Origin of the sequence: endosymbiont 'TC1' of Trimyema compressum (assembly GCF_001584725.1) — a bacterium.
Taxonomy (GTDB): domain Bacteria; phylum Bacillota; class TC1; order TC1; family TC1; genus TC1.
In genome coordinates, this window is the sequence record NZ_CP014606.1 from 291552 (window position 1) to 310169 (window position 18618).

The following is an 18618-nucleotide window of genomic DNA, read 5'->3' on the forward strand; positions in this document are numbered from 1 at the left end:
GCTTTTTTGTTATCAAAAATGAAGGAGTAGATTATGGATTTTAAATCATTTGTTAAAGACTCATTTAAAGGCGGGCATCTGTATACTTTTGTCGGTGGCGGTGGTAAATCCTCTTCTATTTGGGCTATTGGCAATTGCTTAAGAGAAATAGGCTATAAAGTTAGGATTTCGACAACTACTAAAGTAGATTTAAAAGAGTTTTCTAATTATGAAACTTGTTTTATAGAGAGTGAATCAGCAATGCAAAAAGCAATTTTAGATGTAAGAGAAGGCCTTCTTTTAGTCAAAGGGGTTTGGCAGGAAAAGGGCAAGTATTTTGGAGTGGAAAATAGTTTTTTTGATGCTGCTACTATTCCCCTTGATACAGTTGTTTTAGTTGAAGGTGATGGTGCTAAGAGAAAACCATTTAAAATACCTAAAAGTCATGAACCTGTTTTGCCAAAAAATTCTGCTACTTTATTTGTTGTTATTGGTGCATCGATAATTAATGAGGAAATTACTGGACAAAACTGTTATAATATAGATAGAGTTTTGGAACTCTTAGGAGATAGAGAAAAAATATTTAGTATAGATAATACACGCTATTTAATAGAAACAGGGTGGTTGTCTCGAGAGGCTTCAATTCCAACTGTCTTTCTTTTTAATCAGTGTGACCTTGAAGGAAAAGCTACTGCCGCTAGAGAAATTGTTGAAGCTCTATGGCTAAAGCATAATGTGGCTGGAGTTGCTTTTTCAGTTCAAGAAAAAGAGGTATTTTTTAAAACGGGTAGTCACATAATTGCTATTATTTTAGCTGCTGGAAAAAGCAGTCGAATGGGTACCGTCAAATGCCTTTTGGATTATAAGGGAAAGACTTTTCTAGAAAGGGCTATAGAACTATATGGTAATTATTGTCAGGATATAGTGATTCCTGTTGGTTATCACAGCCAACAGATCAAGGATAAGATTAAAGGATTTGGCTTTGAGTTTTTTGACAGCAAAATCTATGAAGAGGGTATGGGTGGCACTTTGAGAGAAGCCATACTAAACTTAAATTATTGTGATTTCTTTTTTGTAACACTTTGTGATTTGCCTTTAGTGCAGAAAGAAACACTGAGAAAACTTTTAAAAGTTGCTTCTGAAAATCAAAAAGCTGTGGTTCCGGTTTATCATGGAAAAAAAGGACATCCAGTTTTATTTCCCAGAAAAATGAGAGCAGATTTTGCTAAACTCAAGGGAGACTTAGGAGCAAAAAAAACATTAACAGCTAATAATACTATATTTGTTAATGTTGAGGATGAAGGTGTTATTACTGACATTGATACGCCAGAAGCTTATTATCAGCTTGGAGGAGAAAATGATTAAAGTATTAATAAAAGGTGCAGGTGATTTAGCTACAGGCGTTGCTATTGCACTTAATAATAGTGGTTTTAAGGTTTTGATGACTGATATTGAACAACCTACTGTAATTAGGAGAAGTGTTTCTTTTGCAACCGCTATTTATAATAAGACTGTATCAGTTGAAGGTGTTGAGGCTCAATTAGTAGATTCTAATAATTATGAGCAGATTATTTCTAATGGTAAAGTCGGTGTTATAATTGACCCTGAGGCAACTATAATAAAATCTTACAAGCCTGATGTAGTTGTAGATGCAATTTTAGCAAAAAAAAATATAGGAACCACAATCAATGACGCTCCAATTGTAATTGCTTTAGGACCGGGATTTGAGGCAGCTAAGGATTGTCATTTGGCTATCGAAACGAAAAGAGGTCATTATCTAGGCAAACTCATTTACCAGGGTTCAACCATTGCTAATACAGGCATTCCAGGTGAAATTGGAGGTCGAAAAGAAGAACGGGTCATTAAGGCACCGGTTGATGGAAGGATTACTTGGATTCGTAAGCTTGGGGATATTGTAGCAGAAGCCGAACCTGTATTAAAAGTAGATGATACTATTGTTAGAGCTGCTTTTACAGGCTGTTTACGAGGTTTGTTAATGGAAGGGTTGTCTGTTCATAAAGGCATGAAAATTGGTGATATTGATCCTCGAAGGGATCCAAATTACTGTACAACATTATCAGATAAATCTAGGGCATTAGGAAGAGCAGTCTTAGAAGGGGCTCTTAAACTGGGCAAAGATAATGGCTATTTCGGAGTGACAAAAAATGTATAAAACTGTAATAGAACAATTAATAAATGAAAATGAACCAATGGTATTGATTACCATATTAAAGGTTAAGGGTTCTGCGCCGAGACATGCTGGAAGTAAAATGCTATTGTCAGAAAAAGGCGTAATTAATGGTACTGTTGGTGGTGGACGTGGAGAAGCATTAGCTATTGAAAAAGCAATGTCTATTCTTAAATCAAAAATATTTAGTTGTTTAGAAGTTGAAATGCTTGGAGAAGATATTTATGATAAAGACATGATTTGTGGTGGCAGAAGTTATATGATGTTTCAATACATTGATGCTGACAAGACTGTTTATAAAAAAGCTTGTCTTGATTTAGAAAAGGGGAAACCGGCTTATTTAGTAACAGATTTAAAAACAGGTGAAACAGAAATAGTTGAAAATGAAAATAATGAAGTTTTTAAGGCTAGCGAATTAGCAAAAAAAAGTTTTCTAAATACAGACAAAACTAAATTTTATGATGTGGTTTTTCCTCTGGATAATTTATTGATTTTAGGGGGAGGCTATGTTGGACAGGCTGTTTATAAAGTGGCATCTTTTATGGACTTTAATATTACAGTTTATGATGATAGAGAAGCTTTTGCAAATCAAGAACGTTTTCCGAAAGCTGGAAGTGTTAAAGCAGGTAATTATGAGGAGCTACTGAAGAAGTATCCATTTAATGATGCTACTTATGTTGTCATTACAACTAGAGGCCATCTTTGTGATGTCAATTGTTTACGAAATACATTAAACAGGCCCCATGCTTATTTAGGGTGTATTGGAAGTCGACGAAAAATAGAAACAGTAAAAAATGGCCTTTTAGAAGAAGGTTTTTCAAAAGCAAAAATGGCAAGTATTTATGCGCCAATTGGTTTTGATATTGGGGCTGAAACACCTGAGGAAATTGCAATTGCAATTTTAGCACAGATAATAGGAGTTAAACATGGGAAAGAGAACAGATTATTATAGGAAGACCAAGAAGAAAAAGAAAAGGAAATCTTTTTTTAAGACAAAAATTTTACTAGGTCTTGGTATAGTTTTAGGTGTGAGCTTTTTCTTGTTAAAGCATAATGAACCTAAAATGGAGGCTCAAATCAACCAAGCTAATCTTATAGTTAATGAAATTGTTACAGCAGTGTCAGGTAAGGTCAAAGTAGATAATCAAAAGGATTTAATTGTAACACCTGCAGATGGGGAACCTAGAAAAGGACTAATATTGTATCCTGAAACTGAAGTAGCTTCAGAAGCTTATATTCCTTTGGCGACAAAATTAGCGGAAAAAGGATATCGAGTAGTAATTCCTAAGTTTCTATTTAATAATCCAACTATTGATGTTAATAAAGTAAATAGTATTATTTCAGAAAATGCTATTGTTGACTTATGGGCTGTTGGTGGTCATGGAGAAGGCGGTATCATTGCCTCAAAAGCGCTTTTAGGCAATGATAAAATAAAAGGGGCTTTTTTCTTAGCTTCTTACCCAGACGAGACAGTTAATCTTGTGGATTCAGGATTAAAGGCAACTGCAATTTATGGCAGTAAGGATAATACGTTTGCTAAAAGTAATTTAACAACAAGGAAATCCTCCTTACCTAAAAATACAGTCTATACGGTTATTGAAAATGGTAATCATAGTTATTTTGGTAATTATCAAAATGAAAATACGGGTATTACTGAAGAAGAACAGCAGATTCAAACAGTTGTTCAATTAGTAAATTTAATGGATGAGTTGAGAGAAAGCACTTAATGGTGCTTTCTCTTTAAAAGTGAAGAGAGGAAGAAAATGAGACAACCTTTTGATAGAACGGCCATGCTCTTAGGGACGGTAGCTATGGAAAAGTTAAATAAAGCTCATGTTATTGTATTTGGAGTTGGTGGTGTAGGATCGTTTACAGTAGAAGCTTTGGTTCGTTCCGGTATCGGTTCATTAACGTTAGCGGATAATGATACAATTGCTACAACTAATTTAAATAGACAACTCCATACTACAGTTGATACTATTGGTGAAAGTAAAGTTGAGGTGATGGCACAACGGGTTTTGTCAATTAATCCCGAGGTAGATGTTAGGGCTATTGAAAAGCTATATTTACCAGAAACTAGGGATTATTTCTTTAATGAAAGTAGTCATTATGACTATATTGTTGATGCAATAGATACCGTAACAGCTAAAATTGACTTAGCCGTTGCGAGCCAAGATAAGAAAATACCTTTAATTAGTGCAATGGGGGCTGGTAATAAATTGAATCCTACCCAATTTAGAGTAGGCGATATTTATGAAACCCATACAGATCCTCTAGCTAAAGTAATGCGTAGAGAATTAAAAAAAAGAGGGATTAAGTCTTTAAAAGTAGTTTATTCAATGGAGGCACCAGTGGTTCCTTTCTCAACGGATGAGATTACAGCGAAAAGAACAGTACCTGGGAGTGTTGCTTTTGTTCCTTCTGTAGAAGGCTTAATTATTGCAGGAGAAGTTATTAAAGACTTAATTAAATAGAGACCAATAAGGAGGATAATTTGATGACTGAATTCGATAGTATTTTTAAAAGACAATCTATTAGAAAATATGAAGATAGACCTGTTGAGGAGGATGTGCTTCAAACTATTAAAAAATATATTGAAACAATTGAGCCACTTATTCCAGGCATCGAAGTGAAAATGACCATAGTAGATAGGACGCTTTTCAATAAAATCGCCAAAGGCAAGTTTATTGTTTCAGCACCTCACTATATAGTAATTACTTCTGAGGAAAAGGAAGGTTCCTACCTTAATGCTGGCTATATGGGAGAGCAAGCTGTTCTGCATTTAACAAAGTTAGGCATTGGCAGTTGTTGGTTGGGAGGAGCAAGAGAGCAAAAAGACATTAACTACACTTTACCTTATACAATAGCAATTGCTTTTGGTTATGGCCGTGAATCCATTGAGCGAGAAAATTTAGAAGGCATTAATAGAAAAGAAATAAGCAGCTGGGCCAGTGGCGAAACTGCATCTTTCTATTCTTTATTATTAGAATGTGTTAGAATTGCGCCTTCAGCTATGAACAATCAGCCATGGATTTGTCAAGTTTCAAATGATAAAATTAGATGGTTTAAGAAGAAAAGTAATATTTTCAAGAAAATATTTTTAGAGAATCTTAATGATGTGGATATGGGAATTGCTTTCTGTCATTTTGTGATTGCAGCTGAAGCTGAAAATCGCTTAGTTACTTTTGAGAAAGAAGATTTAATCCATGGGATTGGGTATGTTTTAACTGCCTATATAAAAGATAATTTGATATAATGAAGTGAAGGATAGGCGGAATGTTTTGGATACATATATACTAGGCTTAGAATCAAGTTGCGATGAAACATCAGCAGCTGTTATAAAAAATGGAAAAGAAGTTTTATCCAATATAATTTCTTCTCAAATTGAAGTTCATAAGAAGTTTGGAGGGGTAGTTCCTGAGGTAGCTTCAAGAAAGCATTTGGAAAATATTTTAATTGTGGTTGATGAAGCCTTAGCAAAAGCAGGTATCAAGAAAGAACAATTAACTGGAATTGGTGTTACGAACAGACCTGGTTTAATAGGGGCTCTTTTAGTTGGCATTACAGGGGCTAAAGCCTTAAGCTATAGTTTAGGGATACCTTTAATACCAGTCCATCATTTAAGAGGCCATATTTATGCTAATACATTGGAGCGTTCATTAGATGATTTTCCTTATTTATGTTTAATTATTTCTGGGGGGCATACTTCCCTAGCAATTTGGCACAATCATGAATCAATTGAAGTGATTGGTCAAACACTAGATGATGCCGCTGGAGAAGTTTTTGATAAAGTGGCCAGAGCACTAGGTTTAGGATATCCAGGTGGTCCTGTTATTGAAATGCTTGCCTTAGAAGGCAATTCTGAGGCTATTTCATTTCCTGTAGCTCAGTTAGGCAAAGAAAGCTTTGATTTTAGTTTTAGTGGTCTAAAATCAAGTGTTTTAAATTACCTGAATCAGCAAGCAATGAAGGGTTTGAAGGTAAATAAGTCAGATGTGGCCGCCTCCTTTCAGAGGGCCGTTTTTAAGGCTCTAGAAGAGAAGATTTTTCTAGGAGTGATACAGTATGGTATAAAGACAGTTGTCTTAGCTGGTGGTGTTGTTGCAAATGAAACAATGATTGCCTATTTAGAGAGAAGGGGTCAAAAAGAAGGGGTTTCTTTTGTTTATCCCGGTTCTATTTTATGTACGGATAATGGTGCCATGATTGGAGCAGCAGCCTACTATTTAAATGAACTTGGGGTGCAGGCTGACTATACATTAAATGCCTTTCCAACGGCAATTATTGAATAAATATAAAAAGTTATCCACAGAATACACATAAAAAATAGTAATAGTCTGTGGATACTGTGGAAAAGTAGGGGGAACAATGCAGTGAAGGCTGATAAGAATGTAGATAAAGCTAAAAAAGAGAAAAGAAAAAAACGGTCGAAAAAATGGTTGCTGATACCAATTATTATAGTTGTTATTGTAGGACTTTTTCTTTTTAATGGGAATGAGATGAAAGCTGTAAATTTATTTAAAGAAATTGAATTGTTACGTGAAGAAAAAAAACCTTTTGTTATTATTCTAACAGATAGTAATTCACAAGTAGCCCACAATGAAGAGAAAAATATTGAAGGGATTCGTAAAGGAGCTCCTAAAGGATTAAGTGTATTTTTTGTGGATCGTGGTAAGGAAAAAATAAAAGAAGGGGATTATTTTATAGATACTTATAAGGTCGTTAGTTTACCTAGTGTTATTGTTTGTAATGCTCAGGGTGATTCCGTTGGTACTTTTATGGCGCATTTGGATGTTCAACAGATAATTGGTGTAATGAATGCATTACCTATAAAAAATAGTGAGGAATAAAAATGGATTTGTACACATTAACGAATATTGAAGAGGGACAGAAACTTCTAAAAGAAAGTTATGACAATATAAAAAGAAAAGTAGAGCTACGTAAAATAAATGAGGCTTTAGGTTTTGTGCTAGCTGAAGATATCTTTGCCAGAGAATCTCTGCCACAGTTTTCTCGCTCTACAGTTGATGGTTATGCTGTTCTGAGTGAAAATACTTATGGAGGAAGCAGTTCTTTGGGAATTCCATTAAAAATTGCAGGTGAAATTCCTATTGGGGTTGAATCAAAAGCAGTTTTAAAGAATCAGGAATGTTTTGAGGTGGTAACGGGAAGCATGCTTCCTGAAGGTTCTGACAGTGTCGTTATGGTGGAACATACTGAGAAACTCAGTGGTGATGAAATTTTAGTCTATCGAGGTTTACACGAATATGAAAACTTAATTTTAAAAGGAGAAGATGTAAGAGTAAATGAGCTTCTTTTTAAAAAAGGTCATAGGCTACGTTTTCAAGATATTGCTTTATTAGGAGCTTTAGGGATGGATTTTATTCAAGTGGAAAGTTCATTGAGAGTGGGCATTATTTCTACAGGAGATGAAATTGTTCCTGTTTCTAAAAAAAAGCTTAAAATTGGTGAAATTAGAGATATTAATGGACCTTTAATACTGAATAGATTAAGAGCAATTAGAGGTGTTGAAGCAGTTGATTTGGGCATCATAAAGGATAACAAAAATGCTTTAGAGCAAGGGGTAATAGAGAGTTTAAGGAAGACGGATGTACTTCTTATGAGCGGTGGCAGTTCTATTGGCGCTAAAGATTATGCTTTAGGTATTATTGAATCCTTAGGCCATTCACTTTTTCATGGTTTGCCTATGAGACCTGGCAAACCAACTATTGGTGGCATTATTGATGGTAAATTAGTCATGGGATTACCTGGACAGCCTTTATCCTGTTATTTTGTTTATGAAAAAATGTTAGCACCTCTTTTTATATGTGGAGAATATATTGTTAAGGCTTCTGTTAAAGGTACATTACAAAGAAATATTGCCTCTGTAAGCGGTCGTTTGGATTTTGCGCCAGTTAATTATGATAATGGAAAAGTCACACCTATTTTTGGCAAATCAGGTCTTTTAAGTCCTTTGGGAAAAGGCAATGGATATATTGAGATTCCATTTTTAAAAGAAGGTTTACTTGCTGATAGCGATGTTGACGTTTATTTATTTTAGGAGATAATATGGGAAAAAGAAATTTATATTTAAGTAATATACCAGTAGCAGAAGCTCTTGGTTATATGGTGGCTTATTTAGAAAAAGAAAAAATAGAGTTGGGGATAGAAACAGTACCTGTAGCTGATGCAGTAGGAAGAGTAACTGGTATTCCAATCTATGCTAAGAAATCTAATCCGCTTTTTCTCTCCTCAGCAATGGATGGCATTGCCACCATTCATACTTATTTAAAAGAGGCTAAAGAAACTAATCCCATTATATTGGAAACCAATCAATTTGAAGAAATTGATACAGGTGATAAAGTCAGGCCCCCTTTTAATTGCGTAGTGCCTGCTGAAGAGGTTACTTATTTAGAGAATGGGAAGGTTGAATTAATTAAGAGTGTTACGCCTTGGAGTCATGTAAGGCCTGTTGGTGAAGACATAGGTGATAATGAGTTAATTGTACCTATTTACCATACTTTAACCCCCTATGATACAGGCGTTGTTTTAAATGGAGGTTGGACTGAAATTGAAGTTTTAAAGAAGCCTCATATTGTTTTGATTCCAACAGGCGATGAAATGATTAGCCCTTATAAACTCTATAAAGAAGGAAAACTAATTGATTGCAACTCTACTGTATTTAAAGGTATTCTAGAGGAAATAGGTGGCAAAGTAACAACATTTCCTATAGTTGCAGATGATAAATTCTTGTTAAAAAAAGCTATTATGGATGCTGTGAATATAGGGGATATTGTAGTGATAAATGCTGGTTCATCAGCTGGTAGAGATGATTACACAGTACATATAATTCGGGAATTAGGAGAAGTATTCTGTCACGGCATTGCTATGTGTCCAGGAAAACCTACTGTACTGGGGGGTATTGCTAAAACGCCTGTATTAGGTATTCCAGGTTTCCCAGTATCTGCTGCTTTTTCTCTTGAAACTTTTGTAAAACCCCTTATAGCTCGTCTCTTAAAAAGACAATTGCCAGATGTGGAAATTCTCGAAGGTACATTGGCTACACAAGTGCCGTCTCAATTTGGTGCTTTAGAATTAGTTCGGGTTTTAGTTGGAAAAATTGAAGAGCAATATAAAGTGCTGCCTTTACCTAGAGGTTCAAGTAGTCTTTCATCTCTTTCAAAAGCAGATGGATTAATTAAGATTCCTCCTTTATCTCAAGGCTATGAAAAAGGAGAATCCGTTAAGGTAGAGCTTTTATCGAAGAGAAGTCAATTAGCAAAGCGCTTGGTTTTTCAAGGCAGTCATGATTTTACATTAGACGTATTAAAAAATACAGTGAAAATAATGAATCCTCAATATGAATTAATTACTACTAATGTAGGTAGCCTAACAGGAATATTAGCTGTTAAAAATAAAGAGGCTCATGGTGCAGGTATTCATTTATTAAATGAAGAAACCCATACCTATAATTTTTCATACATTGATAAATACTTAGGGAAAGAGGGGCACCTCATTCATATCGCAAAAAGACAACAAGGCCTTATTTTACCTAAGGGCAATCCTCAAAACATACATTCCTTAAAAGATGTTATTGATAAAGAAGGGGTTTATGTAAATCGACAATTAGGAGCAGGTACACGTGTTCTGTTAGATTACTTGCTTAAAAAAGAAGCTTTGGATAAAAAGCGTATTGAAGGCTATAATCAGATTGTTTACACTCACTTAGAAGTAGGCGCAAGAATAGCTAGTGGACAGGCTGATGTGGGTATGGGTATCTATAGTGCAGCAGCCTTATATGATTTGGATTTTATTCCTATTACAGAAGAATCCTATGATCTTTGTTGTCTAGATAGTTTCATGGAAAGCTATCTTTATGAATTATTTATTAAATGTCTTAAAGAATCTTCTTTTAGAGAGAAAATTGAACAATATGGAGGATATGATTTAAGAGAAAGTGGAAAGGTTTTAAGGTGATAATATGAACACCATTGATTACTTGCGAATTGCGGTAACAGACCGCTGTAACCTCCGTTGTGTCTATTGTATGCCAGAAGAAGGTGTTGATTTAAAATCCCATGATGAAATGCTATCAATTGAGGAAGTTGAGAAACTAGTAAAATCAGTTGCGCCTATGGGGATTAAGAAAATTAGACTGACTGGAGGGGAGCCTTTAGTTAGAAAAAATATTGAAATTTTAGTGAAAAAAATTGCTTCAGTGGAAGGTGTTGAACATATTACAATGACTACAAATGGCATTCTTCTTGGATCCATGGCTAAAGCCCTTAAGGTATCGGGTCTTAATAGAGTTAACATTAGTCTAGATACTTTAAAGGCTGATAAATTTAAAGCAATTACTCGTTGGGGAGACTTAAATGATGTTCTAGCTGGTATTGATGCCTCTTTAAAGTTTGGCTTAACGCCGGTTAAAATAAATGTAGTTGCGATGAAGGGCTTTAATGATGATGAGATTATAGATTTTGTTGAGTTGGCAATTAAAAAAAGGGTACAGGTTAGATTTATTGAGTTAATGCCCATTGGCGAAAGCGATGAAAAAGCTCGAATTGAGCATATTTCAATTGATGCAATTAAGGCAATTATTGAAGAAAAATATAAGCTGATTTCTACAGATGATATTGTTACAGATGGTCCGGCTTCTAATTATTTTATTGAGGGACATCCTGGCAGTAGTGTTGGTTTTATTGGTTCTCTTTCAAATCATTTTTGTGGTCGTTGTAATCGATTGAGAGTAACAGCTGATGGTAAAGTTAGGTTGTGTTTACATAAAGATGTAGAATTTGATGTTTTAGCTTTATTGAGAGAAGGAAAAAGTGAGGCAGAAATCAGGGCTTTTTTTGAATCTATTATTCCCTTAAAGCCTAAGGGACATTCTATGACAGAAGAAGGTTGGGGCAATCAAAAAAGAAAAATGTCTCAAATAGGAGGTTAGTAATGAAATTATCCCATTTAAATGAACAAGGGGATGCTCGAATGGTTTCAATTGATGAAAAGAAAGCTACTAAGCGAGTAGCACTTGCCAAAGGTAAAATTTATTTAAGTCCTGAGCTTCTAAATTTAATTACTAATCATAAAGTGCCTAAAGGTGATGTTTTAAGTGTTGGCAGAATTGCAGGAATTATGGCCGCTAAAGAGACTAGTCATTTAATTCCTATGTGTCATCCATTATTAATTGAAGGTAGTTCAGTAACATTTGAAATTATCAAAGACAAAGGCTATGTTGAAGCAACTTGTGAAGTGAAGGTATCAGGAAAAACGGGTGTGGAAATGGAAGCTTTAACAGGGGTTACAGTTGCCTTGTTAGTTATTTATGATATGTGTAAAGCAGTTGATAAGAATATGCTTATTGGCGATGTAAGACTGATTAAAAAAACTGGCGGAAAATCAGGGGTTTATGAAAGAGAGGAATAAAAATGCCTAAAGTAATTGGAGTATGTATTAGTGAGAAAAAGGGAGAGCAAAAAAAAGAGATTCCTTTTGGAGAATGTATTGTAGATTTTGGAATTAAAAATGATGCCCATGGCGGAAATTGGCATAGGCAAATTAGCCTTTTAGCTAAAGAAAGTGTTGATACAATGAGAGCCACTGGTATTGAATTAATCAATGGTGATTTTGCTGAAAATATTATTACTGAAGGTATTGTTTTAAAAGATTTACCTATTGGAACTAGGTTGAAAATTGGTGGAAATCTTATTCTTGAAGTTACTCAGATTGGTAAAGAATGTCATTCAGGCTGTGTTATTCAACAAAAAGCTGGAAAGTGCGTAATGCCAACAGAAGGTATTTTTGCAATTGTTGTTGAACCTGGTCTTGTAAAAAAGGGAGATAATATTGAGGTGATGTAATGTATACTATTGGTATTTTAACTTCTAGTGACACAGGATCAAAAGGTGAGCGTGAGGATGGTAGCGGTCCAGCTATTAAGGAAATGGTAGCAGATATTGGAATTGTTTCAGCTTATAAAATTGTACCTGATAATAGGAGAATTATAAGTGAAACTTTAATTCAATGGAGCGATGAAAAACATTTGAATTTAATATTAACTACTGGAGGTACTGGTTTTTCTAAAAGAGATATTACACCAGAGGCAACTTTAGATGTAGTCCAGCGTTTAGTGCCAGGTATTCCAGAAGCTATGCGTCAGGAAAGTCTGAATGTAACGCAAACGGCCATGTTGTCTCGAGCTACGGCAGGTATTAGAGGTGAAACATTAATTATTAATTTACCAGGCAGCCCAAAAGCCTGTAGAGAGTGTTTAGAGGTTATTTTAAAGCCCCTTAAACATGGTTTAGATATTCTAATGGGCAATTCAAGTAATTGTGCTAGATAGGGAAATTATTTTAAAAAGCTACTCATATGAGTAGCTTTTTTGATGCTTTTGCATAATATATAATTATTTTAGTGTCGAAAAAGCTGGTATTTTGTTATAATAAGGATAAAATATAGAAATTTTTATAATATGACTAAAGGATATACTAGAGAGTAGACACTTATTATATGGAGGCAAAGAATGGCGTATCAAGAAAAACCAGCTGAAAGAGATGTTGTAAACTGACTTATAGAAAGTGTTAAGGCGAAAGAACCAGAAGCTTTCTCTGCATTTTATAATCATTTTAAAAACTATGTGTTTTACTTGGCTTTAAAAATATCTAAGACTAAGGAAGATGCAGAGGACATAACTCAAGAAACTTTTCTTGAAGCTTATAAGAAAATAGGACGACTTAAAAGCTCGGAAGCAATTTATAGTTGGCTTAGCACTATTGTTGCAAGAAAAAGTTGGCGTTTATTAAAGAAAACACAAAGAAAAGTTAACGTTGAAAACCTGGATATGATTTTAAATGACTCGGATAAAGATTGGGTTGAGCAAAAAGAAATTCCAGAAGTTATTGTGGAAGATGCTGAAAAACGAAGAGCTGTAGTAGAAATGATTGATCAATTACCTGAAAAACAGAAGGTTGTTTTATATTTTTACTATTTTGCAGATAAATCTACAAAGGAAATTGCAGAGATTCAGGCTGTGCAAGAAGGCACTATTTATGCTACTATCTATCAAGGAAAAAGGAATTTAAAGAAATATATCGAGAATGCTTTTGGAGAAAGAGTGAATTTAGGAGTGATGGTTCCATTTATTCTGCTTTTTCAAAATGACCAAGATGATATGTTAATTGGTGGCGCACTATCTCTATCAGCAACAAGCGCTAGTATAATAGAAAAAGGTATGAAACAGAGTATATTACATGCATCTGGTATTGTAGCAGTGGGAGCGACAGTAATTACGATTTCTATCTTGATTTTTAATGGTTTAACAGCAAGTCCGGAAAATAAATTATCTGAAATATCTATATCTACGCCAGTAGCTACAGCGACGACATCTATGAAGGAACCTAAACTAGATTGAAGAAAATAAAGAAGCTTTTGAGGAAGTGCAAGTTTCTGCGGTAGTGGATTCTCCAGCTACCAACCAGTTGTTCACAATTGATGAGGGTAATGAGTTAATATCGACTAAAAATATTGATAATCCAATGGTCCTCCAAGAGCCAAATGATTCTATTTTTCTTCCAAGAACAGATGAAAACTCACATGGGTGTGTCTATCCTAACATGTGTTTAGAATGTATTTTCTCAAAAGAAGATGCACAACTCATTGAAGGGTTAAGTCAAGATAAGATTGCTAACCCATCAGCAGAATTTACAGAATTGTTAAGTCGCTATGAGTTTAACTTTAGAGGTGTGATAGCAGAGGAATATGCAAAAGGACAGTTATTTGAAATAAAGAAGGATTGGGTAAAAGTTAGAATTGGTGTTATGTGGTATGGTGATGAGCATGACGACTTATCTCATAGATGGAAATACAAATTAAAGTATGAATTAGTGCCTGAGAATGATAAAAGTGTTACAATTTTTGAATTCCTTGACTGGATGCGCCAATAATTACGGGTTTTCTTAAAAATCATAAATAGCATATTTAACTAGTCGATTTTCAACTAAATTTGAACGGCATGCTATTTGGGTTTTTAAATTAATAGGGAAGTTTGATTAGGTCATTAAATGGCAATTTGTTTTAGGGTAATTTGTCGGAGAAGAGTAAGGAAATTGTCTTTACTCTTCTTTTTTATTTTGCTTTTCTAAATAAGTTAAAGTAAATTGGACCTTTTTACAAACTGGAAGAATGTCAATAGAGTAGATAGAAAAAGTGAAATTAAGTTTTAATAGAAGTGAAAAAATAGTCTTCTTTGGAATTAGGAGAAAGAATGTTATTAGCAGAGTGGGGACGTATAGGGGGTTGTAGAAGCCCTCAATGTGTTCAAAGCAGGAAAGCTTAATTTGAGCAAAGGAAGAAAAAGACCTACGAAGAATTTCTTCTTTTTTCATATATTTAAAAAGGACTCAACGACAGCATTGTCCCAAGGATGAGAAAGCTTAGAAAAAGATTGAATGATACCAAAAGAATCAAGGAGCTTTCTAAAGATAAAAGAAGTATATTAGGAACCTCTGTCAGAATGAAAAATAAGAGAAGTAGAAGGTTTTTGAGAATAAAAGGCTTTGATAAAAGTATCCTTAACAAGAGAAGTATCAATTTTAAGAGAGAGCTTCCAAGCAATAATTTTACGAGAAAATAAATCCATAATAACACAGAGATAAGCAAAAGAGGCATTTAAATTAATATAGGTAATGTCACTAGCCCAGACTTGATTGGGCTGAGGAACATTAAAATTTTGATTTAGGTAGTTAGGGCAATCAAAATTGGGAATAGACCTCGGATGAATAAACCGAAGTTTGATAGTAGGCATTTTAGGAAGATTCATGTCAGTCATCAGGCGGCTCGCTCTACCAATACTGATGTTGATGCCATAGTCATAGGAAAGAAGAGCCTTAATCTTAGATGGGCCAATACGTCTCTTAGTAAGATGACAAATCTCCGAGAATAAGCTGACGGAGTTTTTAATTCTCAATAGTTCTAGGAGAAAGTTTTTCCGAAAAGTATTTGTAATAGGAGCTGCGGTTCACTTTAAGGACATGACAAAGAAAAGAGATAGCGTGCTGAAAACGAAGGGTATGAACAGCCATTAATCTTTGTCTGAGTGAGGCGTGAATATGGCAATTGCTTTTTTTAAAATGATATTTTCCTCCTAGAGTCGAGCATTACGCTTTTGAAGATCCTTAATCTGCTTAGCGGTTAGAATAGTATCATCATCAATTCTAACCTGAGAATAAAGTTTAATCCACTTGTGTAAAGCAGACATGGAGACACCATATTCTTTAGAAAGTTGGGATTGAGTTTTACCGTTTTGGTGTAAATTAACAATACTTTTTTTAAATTCTTCATCGTATTTCTTGTAATTATTCATAATTTTATCCTTTCTTATGTGTCTACTTATTTAAAACATGTTTCACTTTTTCCTGTCTACTTTTTTAGTATATGTCCAAAAAATACAAAAAAAAGAACTTAATTCATCTCTAGGTATTGATTTTAAAAATAGATTTTGTTATGATTTTAATAGTTAGCAAATGAGACTAGAGACTGCTAAAATATAAGGAGGGATTCACGTGAACTTTAAAGTAATTGGAAATCGTGTTGTAATCAAACAATTAGACGCAGAAGAAAAAACTGCAAGCGGTATAGTATTACCGGATTCTGCAAAAGAGAAACCATTCGAAGGTGAGGTTATTGCTGTAGGTCCAGGAAGAGTTTTAGAAAATGGAGATAGAGAAGACTTACAAGTAAAGGCTGGAGATAGAGTAATTTTCTCTAAATTCGGTGGTATTGAAGTAAAAGTAGATGGCGAAAATTATTTAGTGCTTCGTCAAGATGATATCTTAATTATATTAGAGAAGTAGGAGGAACAATAAATGGCTAAAGAATTAAAATTTGGCGCAGATGCTAGAGCTGCTTTAGAAGCAGGTGTTGATGCACTAGCTGATGCTGTTAAAGTAACATTAGGACCTAAAGGCAAAAATGTTGTTTTAGAAAAAAAATATGGTTCACCATTGATTACAAATGATGGTGTAACAATTGCAAAAGAAATTGATCTACCAGATCCATTTGAAAATATGGGAGCAAAATTAGTAAAAGAAGTCGCTACTAAAACTAACGATATTGCTGGTGATGGCACAACTACAGCTACTGTATTGGCTCAAGCAATTATTAAAGAAGGCTTGAAAAATGTAGCTGCTGGTGCAAATCCGATGATTGTTAAAAAAGGTATTGAAAGAGCTGTTGAAATCGGCGTTAGAGAAATTAGCAGAATTAGTAAAGTTGTTGATAGCCAAGATGCTATTGCCCAAGTTGCTTCAATTTCAGCTAACGATATTCAAATTGGTAGCCTTATTGCTGAAGCTATGAATAAAGTTGGTAAAGATGGAGTTATTACTGTTGAAGAAAACCAAGGGTTTATTACTGATTTAGCTGTTGTAGAAGGCATGCAATTTGATAGAGGCTACCTTTCACCTTATATGATTACTGATGCGGAGAAGATGGTAGCTGAGTTAGAAGACCCGTATATTTTAATTACAGATAAGAAGATTACAGTCATTCAAGATTTACTTCCAATTCTTGAAGAGATTGTGAAAACAGGTAAGCCGTTAGTATTAATAGCTGAAGATGTAGAGGCTGAAGCTTTATCTACATTGATTGTCAATAAAATTAGAGGAACATTTAACTGTGTGGCTGTTAAAGCGCCTGGCTTTGGAGACAGAAGAAAAGCCATATTAGAGGATATTGCTTTCTTAACAGGGGCACAAGTTATTTCCGAAGAGTTAGGCTTAAAACTAGACCAAACAGAGTTAGATCAGTTAGGTAGTGCAAAGCAAGTTATTATCAATAAAGAAACAACAACTATTGTTGATGGTAAAGGTGAACCGAAAGCAATCACCCATCGTGTTGACACTATTAGAAGAGAGTTAGATGAAGTTACGTCTGATTTCGATAGAGAAAAACTTGAAGAGCGTCTTGCAAAATTAGCTGGCGGTGTTGCTGTTATTAAAGTTGGTGCAGCAACTGAAACTGAAATGAAAGAGAAAAAGCTAAGAATTGAAGATGCATTAGCAGCAACTAAAGCAGCTGTTGAAGAAGGTATTGTACCTGGTGGTGGTGTTTGCTTAGCAGACATTATTAAATCTATTGAAGATGATACCTTAACTGGCGATGAAGCTACTGGCTTAGCTATTGTGAGAAAAGCATTAGAAGCACCTGTAAGATTAATTGCTGAGAATTCTGGAGCAGAAGGTTCTGTAATTATTGAAAAAGTAATGGAAGCTAAAAAAGGAACAGGTTATGATGTATTAACTGGTAAGTATGTTGATATGTTTGACAGTGGTATTGTTGACCCTGCTAAAGTAACGCGTTCTGCATTACAGAATGCTGGAAGTATTGCAGCATTATTACTTACAACTGAAACATTAATTGCTGATAGTCCAGATGACAAAGCTGATCCTATGGCTGCTATGGGCGGCATGGGTGGCATGGGTGGCATGCCAATGATGTAAGAATATTCTAATTAATTTAGAATAAAGGGATACTGTTTTTTACAGTATCCCTTTTTTATGAAAAAATATTTCAGAAATTTTAAAATATCTATTGATTATTGCAAGTATATAATTCATAATGAATTATAGTAGTATAGTTATTTACAGCGCTAAATATGAAAACTTTATAAATAGTCTTTTAAAAATTGAATAACTACGTTAATATACTGGAAGAGAACAGTTTAAGATTATATTATATATTGGCTAGTATCATATGAGAATTGAAGCCACATTTATATTCAGTACTAATTGACAATGATATTTTAAATGTAATGCCATAAATATTATGCACAATACAGTGGAAGTATTCTAGTACAAATGGTATAATAGTGATGACACTAAAAAAATTACATTATCCAAAGTTTAATACACGTATGGCTGAAAAACTTTGTGTAGGCTAATTTTTATTTAAAGAAAAAGGTGAAAAAATGGGAAAAAACTGCTCGGGGAAAATCGATTTTGTTAAAGCTTTAGAAGAAAAAGATATAAAACCAACACTTCAAAGGGTTAAGATTTTTCAGTATTTAGTAAAAATAAATCATAAACATCCTACTGTGGATACCATTTATCAAGGATTATATAAAAAGATACCAACCTTATCAAAAGCAACCGTTTATAATTCCTTAGACTTATTTGAAGCAAGTGGACTTATTAGAAGAATACACATCGGTAGTAATGATATTCGCTATGACGCTTGGACAGATAGACATAGTCATTTTAAATGTATTAAATGCAATGAGGTTTATGATTTTGCAATAGAAACTTTGGAAAGTGAAGAAGAAAAGTTATCTAAACATAAAATTTTGGATAAAGTTGTTTTTTATATAGGTATTTGTGAAAAATGCTTAGAAAAAGATAATTCAGAAAATAAAGAAATTAGCTAAGATATGGATTTAAATACCCTGCAGT

At 34.2% G+C, this 18618-nt stretch carries 19 protein-coding genes and 1 pseudogene; 19 read left to right on the forward strand and 1 reads right to left on the reverse strand.

Annotated elements, in window-relative coordinates; all coding sequences use genetic code 11:
- Window positions 1-33: 33 nt before the first annotated feature.
- The 16 genes from yqeC to AZF37_RS02035 all read left to right on the forward strand — a co-directional run bounded on the left by yqeC (window position 34) and on the right by AZF37_RS02035 (window position 14115).
- Window positions 34-1344: a selenium cofactor biosynthesis protein YqeC gene (gene yqeC / locus AZF37_RS01960; protein ID WP_088369346.1), complete on the forward strand. Its 1311-nt coding sequence runs from the start codon at window positions 34-36 to the stop codon at window positions 1342-1344.
- Window positions 1337-2152 (forward strand): selenium-dependent molybdenum cofactor biosynthesis protein YqeB, encoded by an 816-nt coding sequence (gene yqeB / locus AZF37_RS01965; RefSeq protein WP_088369347.1) that lies wholly within the window; start codon window positions 1337-1339, stop codon window positions 2150-2152. Before yqeC ends, yqeB begins: the two co-directional genes overlap by 8 nt.
- Window positions 2145-3119 carry an XdhC family protein gene (locus tag AZF37_RS01970; RefSeq protein WP_088369348.1) on the forward strand — a complete coding sequence of 325 codons (975 nt, stop codon included), beginning with the start codon at window positions 2145-2147 and terminating at the stop codon, window positions 3117-3119. The genes yqeB and AZF37_RS01970 overlap by 8 nt, the downstream gene beginning before the upstream one ends.
- Window positions 3094-3894 (forward strand): alpha/beta hydrolase, encoded by an 801-nt coding sequence (locus tag AZF37_RS01975; RefSeq protein WP_088369349.1) that lies wholly within the window; start codon window positions 3094-3096, stop codon window positions 3892-3894. The genes AZF37_RS01970 and AZF37_RS01975 overlap by 26 nt, the downstream gene beginning before the upstream one ends.
- Before the next feature lie 36 nt (window positions 3895-3930).
- Complete coding sequence (locus tag AZF37_RS01980) at window positions 3931-4641, forward strand: tRNA threonylcarbamoyladenosine dehydratase (protein ID WP_088369350.1); 711 nt, start codon at window positions 3931-3933, stop codon at window positions 4639-4641.
- A gap of 23 nt (window positions 4642-4664) precedes the next feature.
- Window positions 4665-5423 carry a nitroreductase family protein gene (locus AZF37_RS01985; protein WP_088369351.1) on the forward strand — a complete coding sequence of 253 codons (759 nt, stop codon included), beginning with the start codon at window positions 4665-4667 and terminating at the stop codon, window positions 5421-5423.
- A 25-nt stretch (window positions 5424-5448) separates the two neighbouring features.
- The gene (gene tsaD / locus AZF37_RS01990) at window positions 5449-6459 is read left to right on the forward strand and encodes a tRNA (adenosine(37)-N6)-threonylcarbamoyltransferase complex transferase subunit TsaD (protein ID WP_088369352.1); all 1011 of its coding nucleotides are present in this window, start codon (window positions 5449-5451) and stop codon (window positions 6457-6459) included.
- Window positions 6460-6540: 81 nt separating this feature from the next.
- Window positions 6541-7017: a hypothetical protein gene (locus tag AZF37_RS01995; RefSeq protein ID WP_088369353.1), complete on the forward strand. Its 477-nt coding sequence runs from the start codon at window positions 6541-6543 to the stop codon at window positions 7015-7017.
- Between the two features lie 2 nt (window positions 7018-7019).
- Window positions 7020-8228: a molybdopterin molybdotransferase MoeA gene (locus tag AZF37_RS02000; RefSeq protein ID WP_088369354.1), complete on the forward strand. Its 1209-nt coding sequence runs from the start codon at window positions 7020-7022 to the stop codon at window positions 8226-8228.
- A gap of 8 nt (window positions 8229-8236) precedes the next feature.
- Complete coding sequence (locus AZF37_RS02005; protein ID WP_088369355.1) at window positions 8237-10144, forward strand: molybdopterin biosynthesis protein; 1908 nt, start codon at window positions 8237-8239, stop codon at window positions 10142-10144.
- Window positions 10145-10148: 4 nt separating this feature from the next.
- Entirely contained in the window at window positions 10149-11117 is a 969-nt protein-coding gene (gene moaA, locus AZF37_RS02010) for a GTP 3',8-cyclase MoaA (protein ID WP_088369356.1), read from the forward strand.
- Between the two features lie 2 nt (window positions 11118-11119).
- On the forward strand, window positions 11120-11596 hold the full coding sequence (moaC, locus tag AZF37_RS02015) for a cyclic pyranopterin monophosphate synthase MoaC (protein ID WP_088369357.1): 477 nt from the start codon (window positions 11120-11122) through the stop codon (window positions 11594-11596).
- A 2-nt stretch (window positions 11597-11598) separates the two neighbouring features.
- Entirely contained in the window at window positions 11599-12030 is a 432-nt protein-coding gene (locus AZF37_RS02020; protein ID WP_088369358.1) for an MOSC domain-containing protein, read from the forward strand.
- Window positions 12030-12515 (forward strand): MogA/MoaB family molybdenum cofactor biosynthesis protein, encoded by a 486-nt coding sequence (locus AZF37_RS02025; RefSeq protein WP_088369359.1) that lies wholly within the window; start codon window positions 12030-12032, stop codon window positions 12513-12515. The genes AZF37_RS02020 and AZF37_RS02025 overlap by 1 nt, the downstream gene beginning before the upstream one ends.
- A 228-nt stretch (window positions 12516-12743) precedes the next feature.
- Complete coding sequence (locus AZF37_RS02030; protein WP_088369360.1) at window positions 12744-13583, forward strand: RNA polymerase sigma factor; 840 nt, start codon at window positions 12744-12746, stop codon at window positions 13581-13583.
- 25 nt (window positions 13584-13608) lie between these two features.
- Complete coding sequence (locus AZF37_RS02035) at window positions 13609-14115, forward strand: hypothetical protein (RefSeq protein WP_162473824.1); 507 nt, start codon at window positions 13609-13611, stop codon at window positions 14113-14115.
- A gap of 268 nt (window positions 14116-14383) precedes the next feature.
- Here the strand turns inward: AZF37_RS02035 and AZF37_RS02040 are convergent.
- Window positions 14384-15533 (reverse strand): annotated as a pseudogene (locus AZF37_RS02040) (IS3 family transposase).
- 199 nt (window positions 15534-15732) lie between these two features.
- Between AZF37_RS02040 and groES the strand changes: the two are divergent.
- The 3 genes from groES (at window position 15733) to AZF37_RS02055 (ending at window position 18593) form a co-directional block, all read left to right on the forward strand.
- Window positions 15733-16023, forward strand: a complete 291-nt coding sequence (gene groES, locus AZF37_RS02045) for a co-chaperone GroES (RefSeq protein ID WP_088369362.1) — start codon at window positions 15733-15735, stop codon at window positions 16021-16023.
- Between the two features lie 12 nt (window positions 16024-16035).
- Window positions 16036-17670 carry a chaperonin GroEL gene (gene groL / locus AZF37_RS02050; protein ID WP_088369363.1) on the forward strand — a complete coding sequence of 545 codons (1635 nt, stop codon included), beginning with the start codon at window positions 16036-16038 and terminating at the stop codon, window positions 17668-17670.
- Window positions 17671-18137: 467 nt separating this feature from the next.
- Entirely contained in the window at window positions 18138-18593 is a 456-nt protein-coding gene (locus AZF37_RS02055; protein WP_088369364.1) for a Fur family transcriptional regulator, read from the forward strand.
- The last annotated feature ends 25 nt before the right edge of the window (window positions 18594-18618 follow it).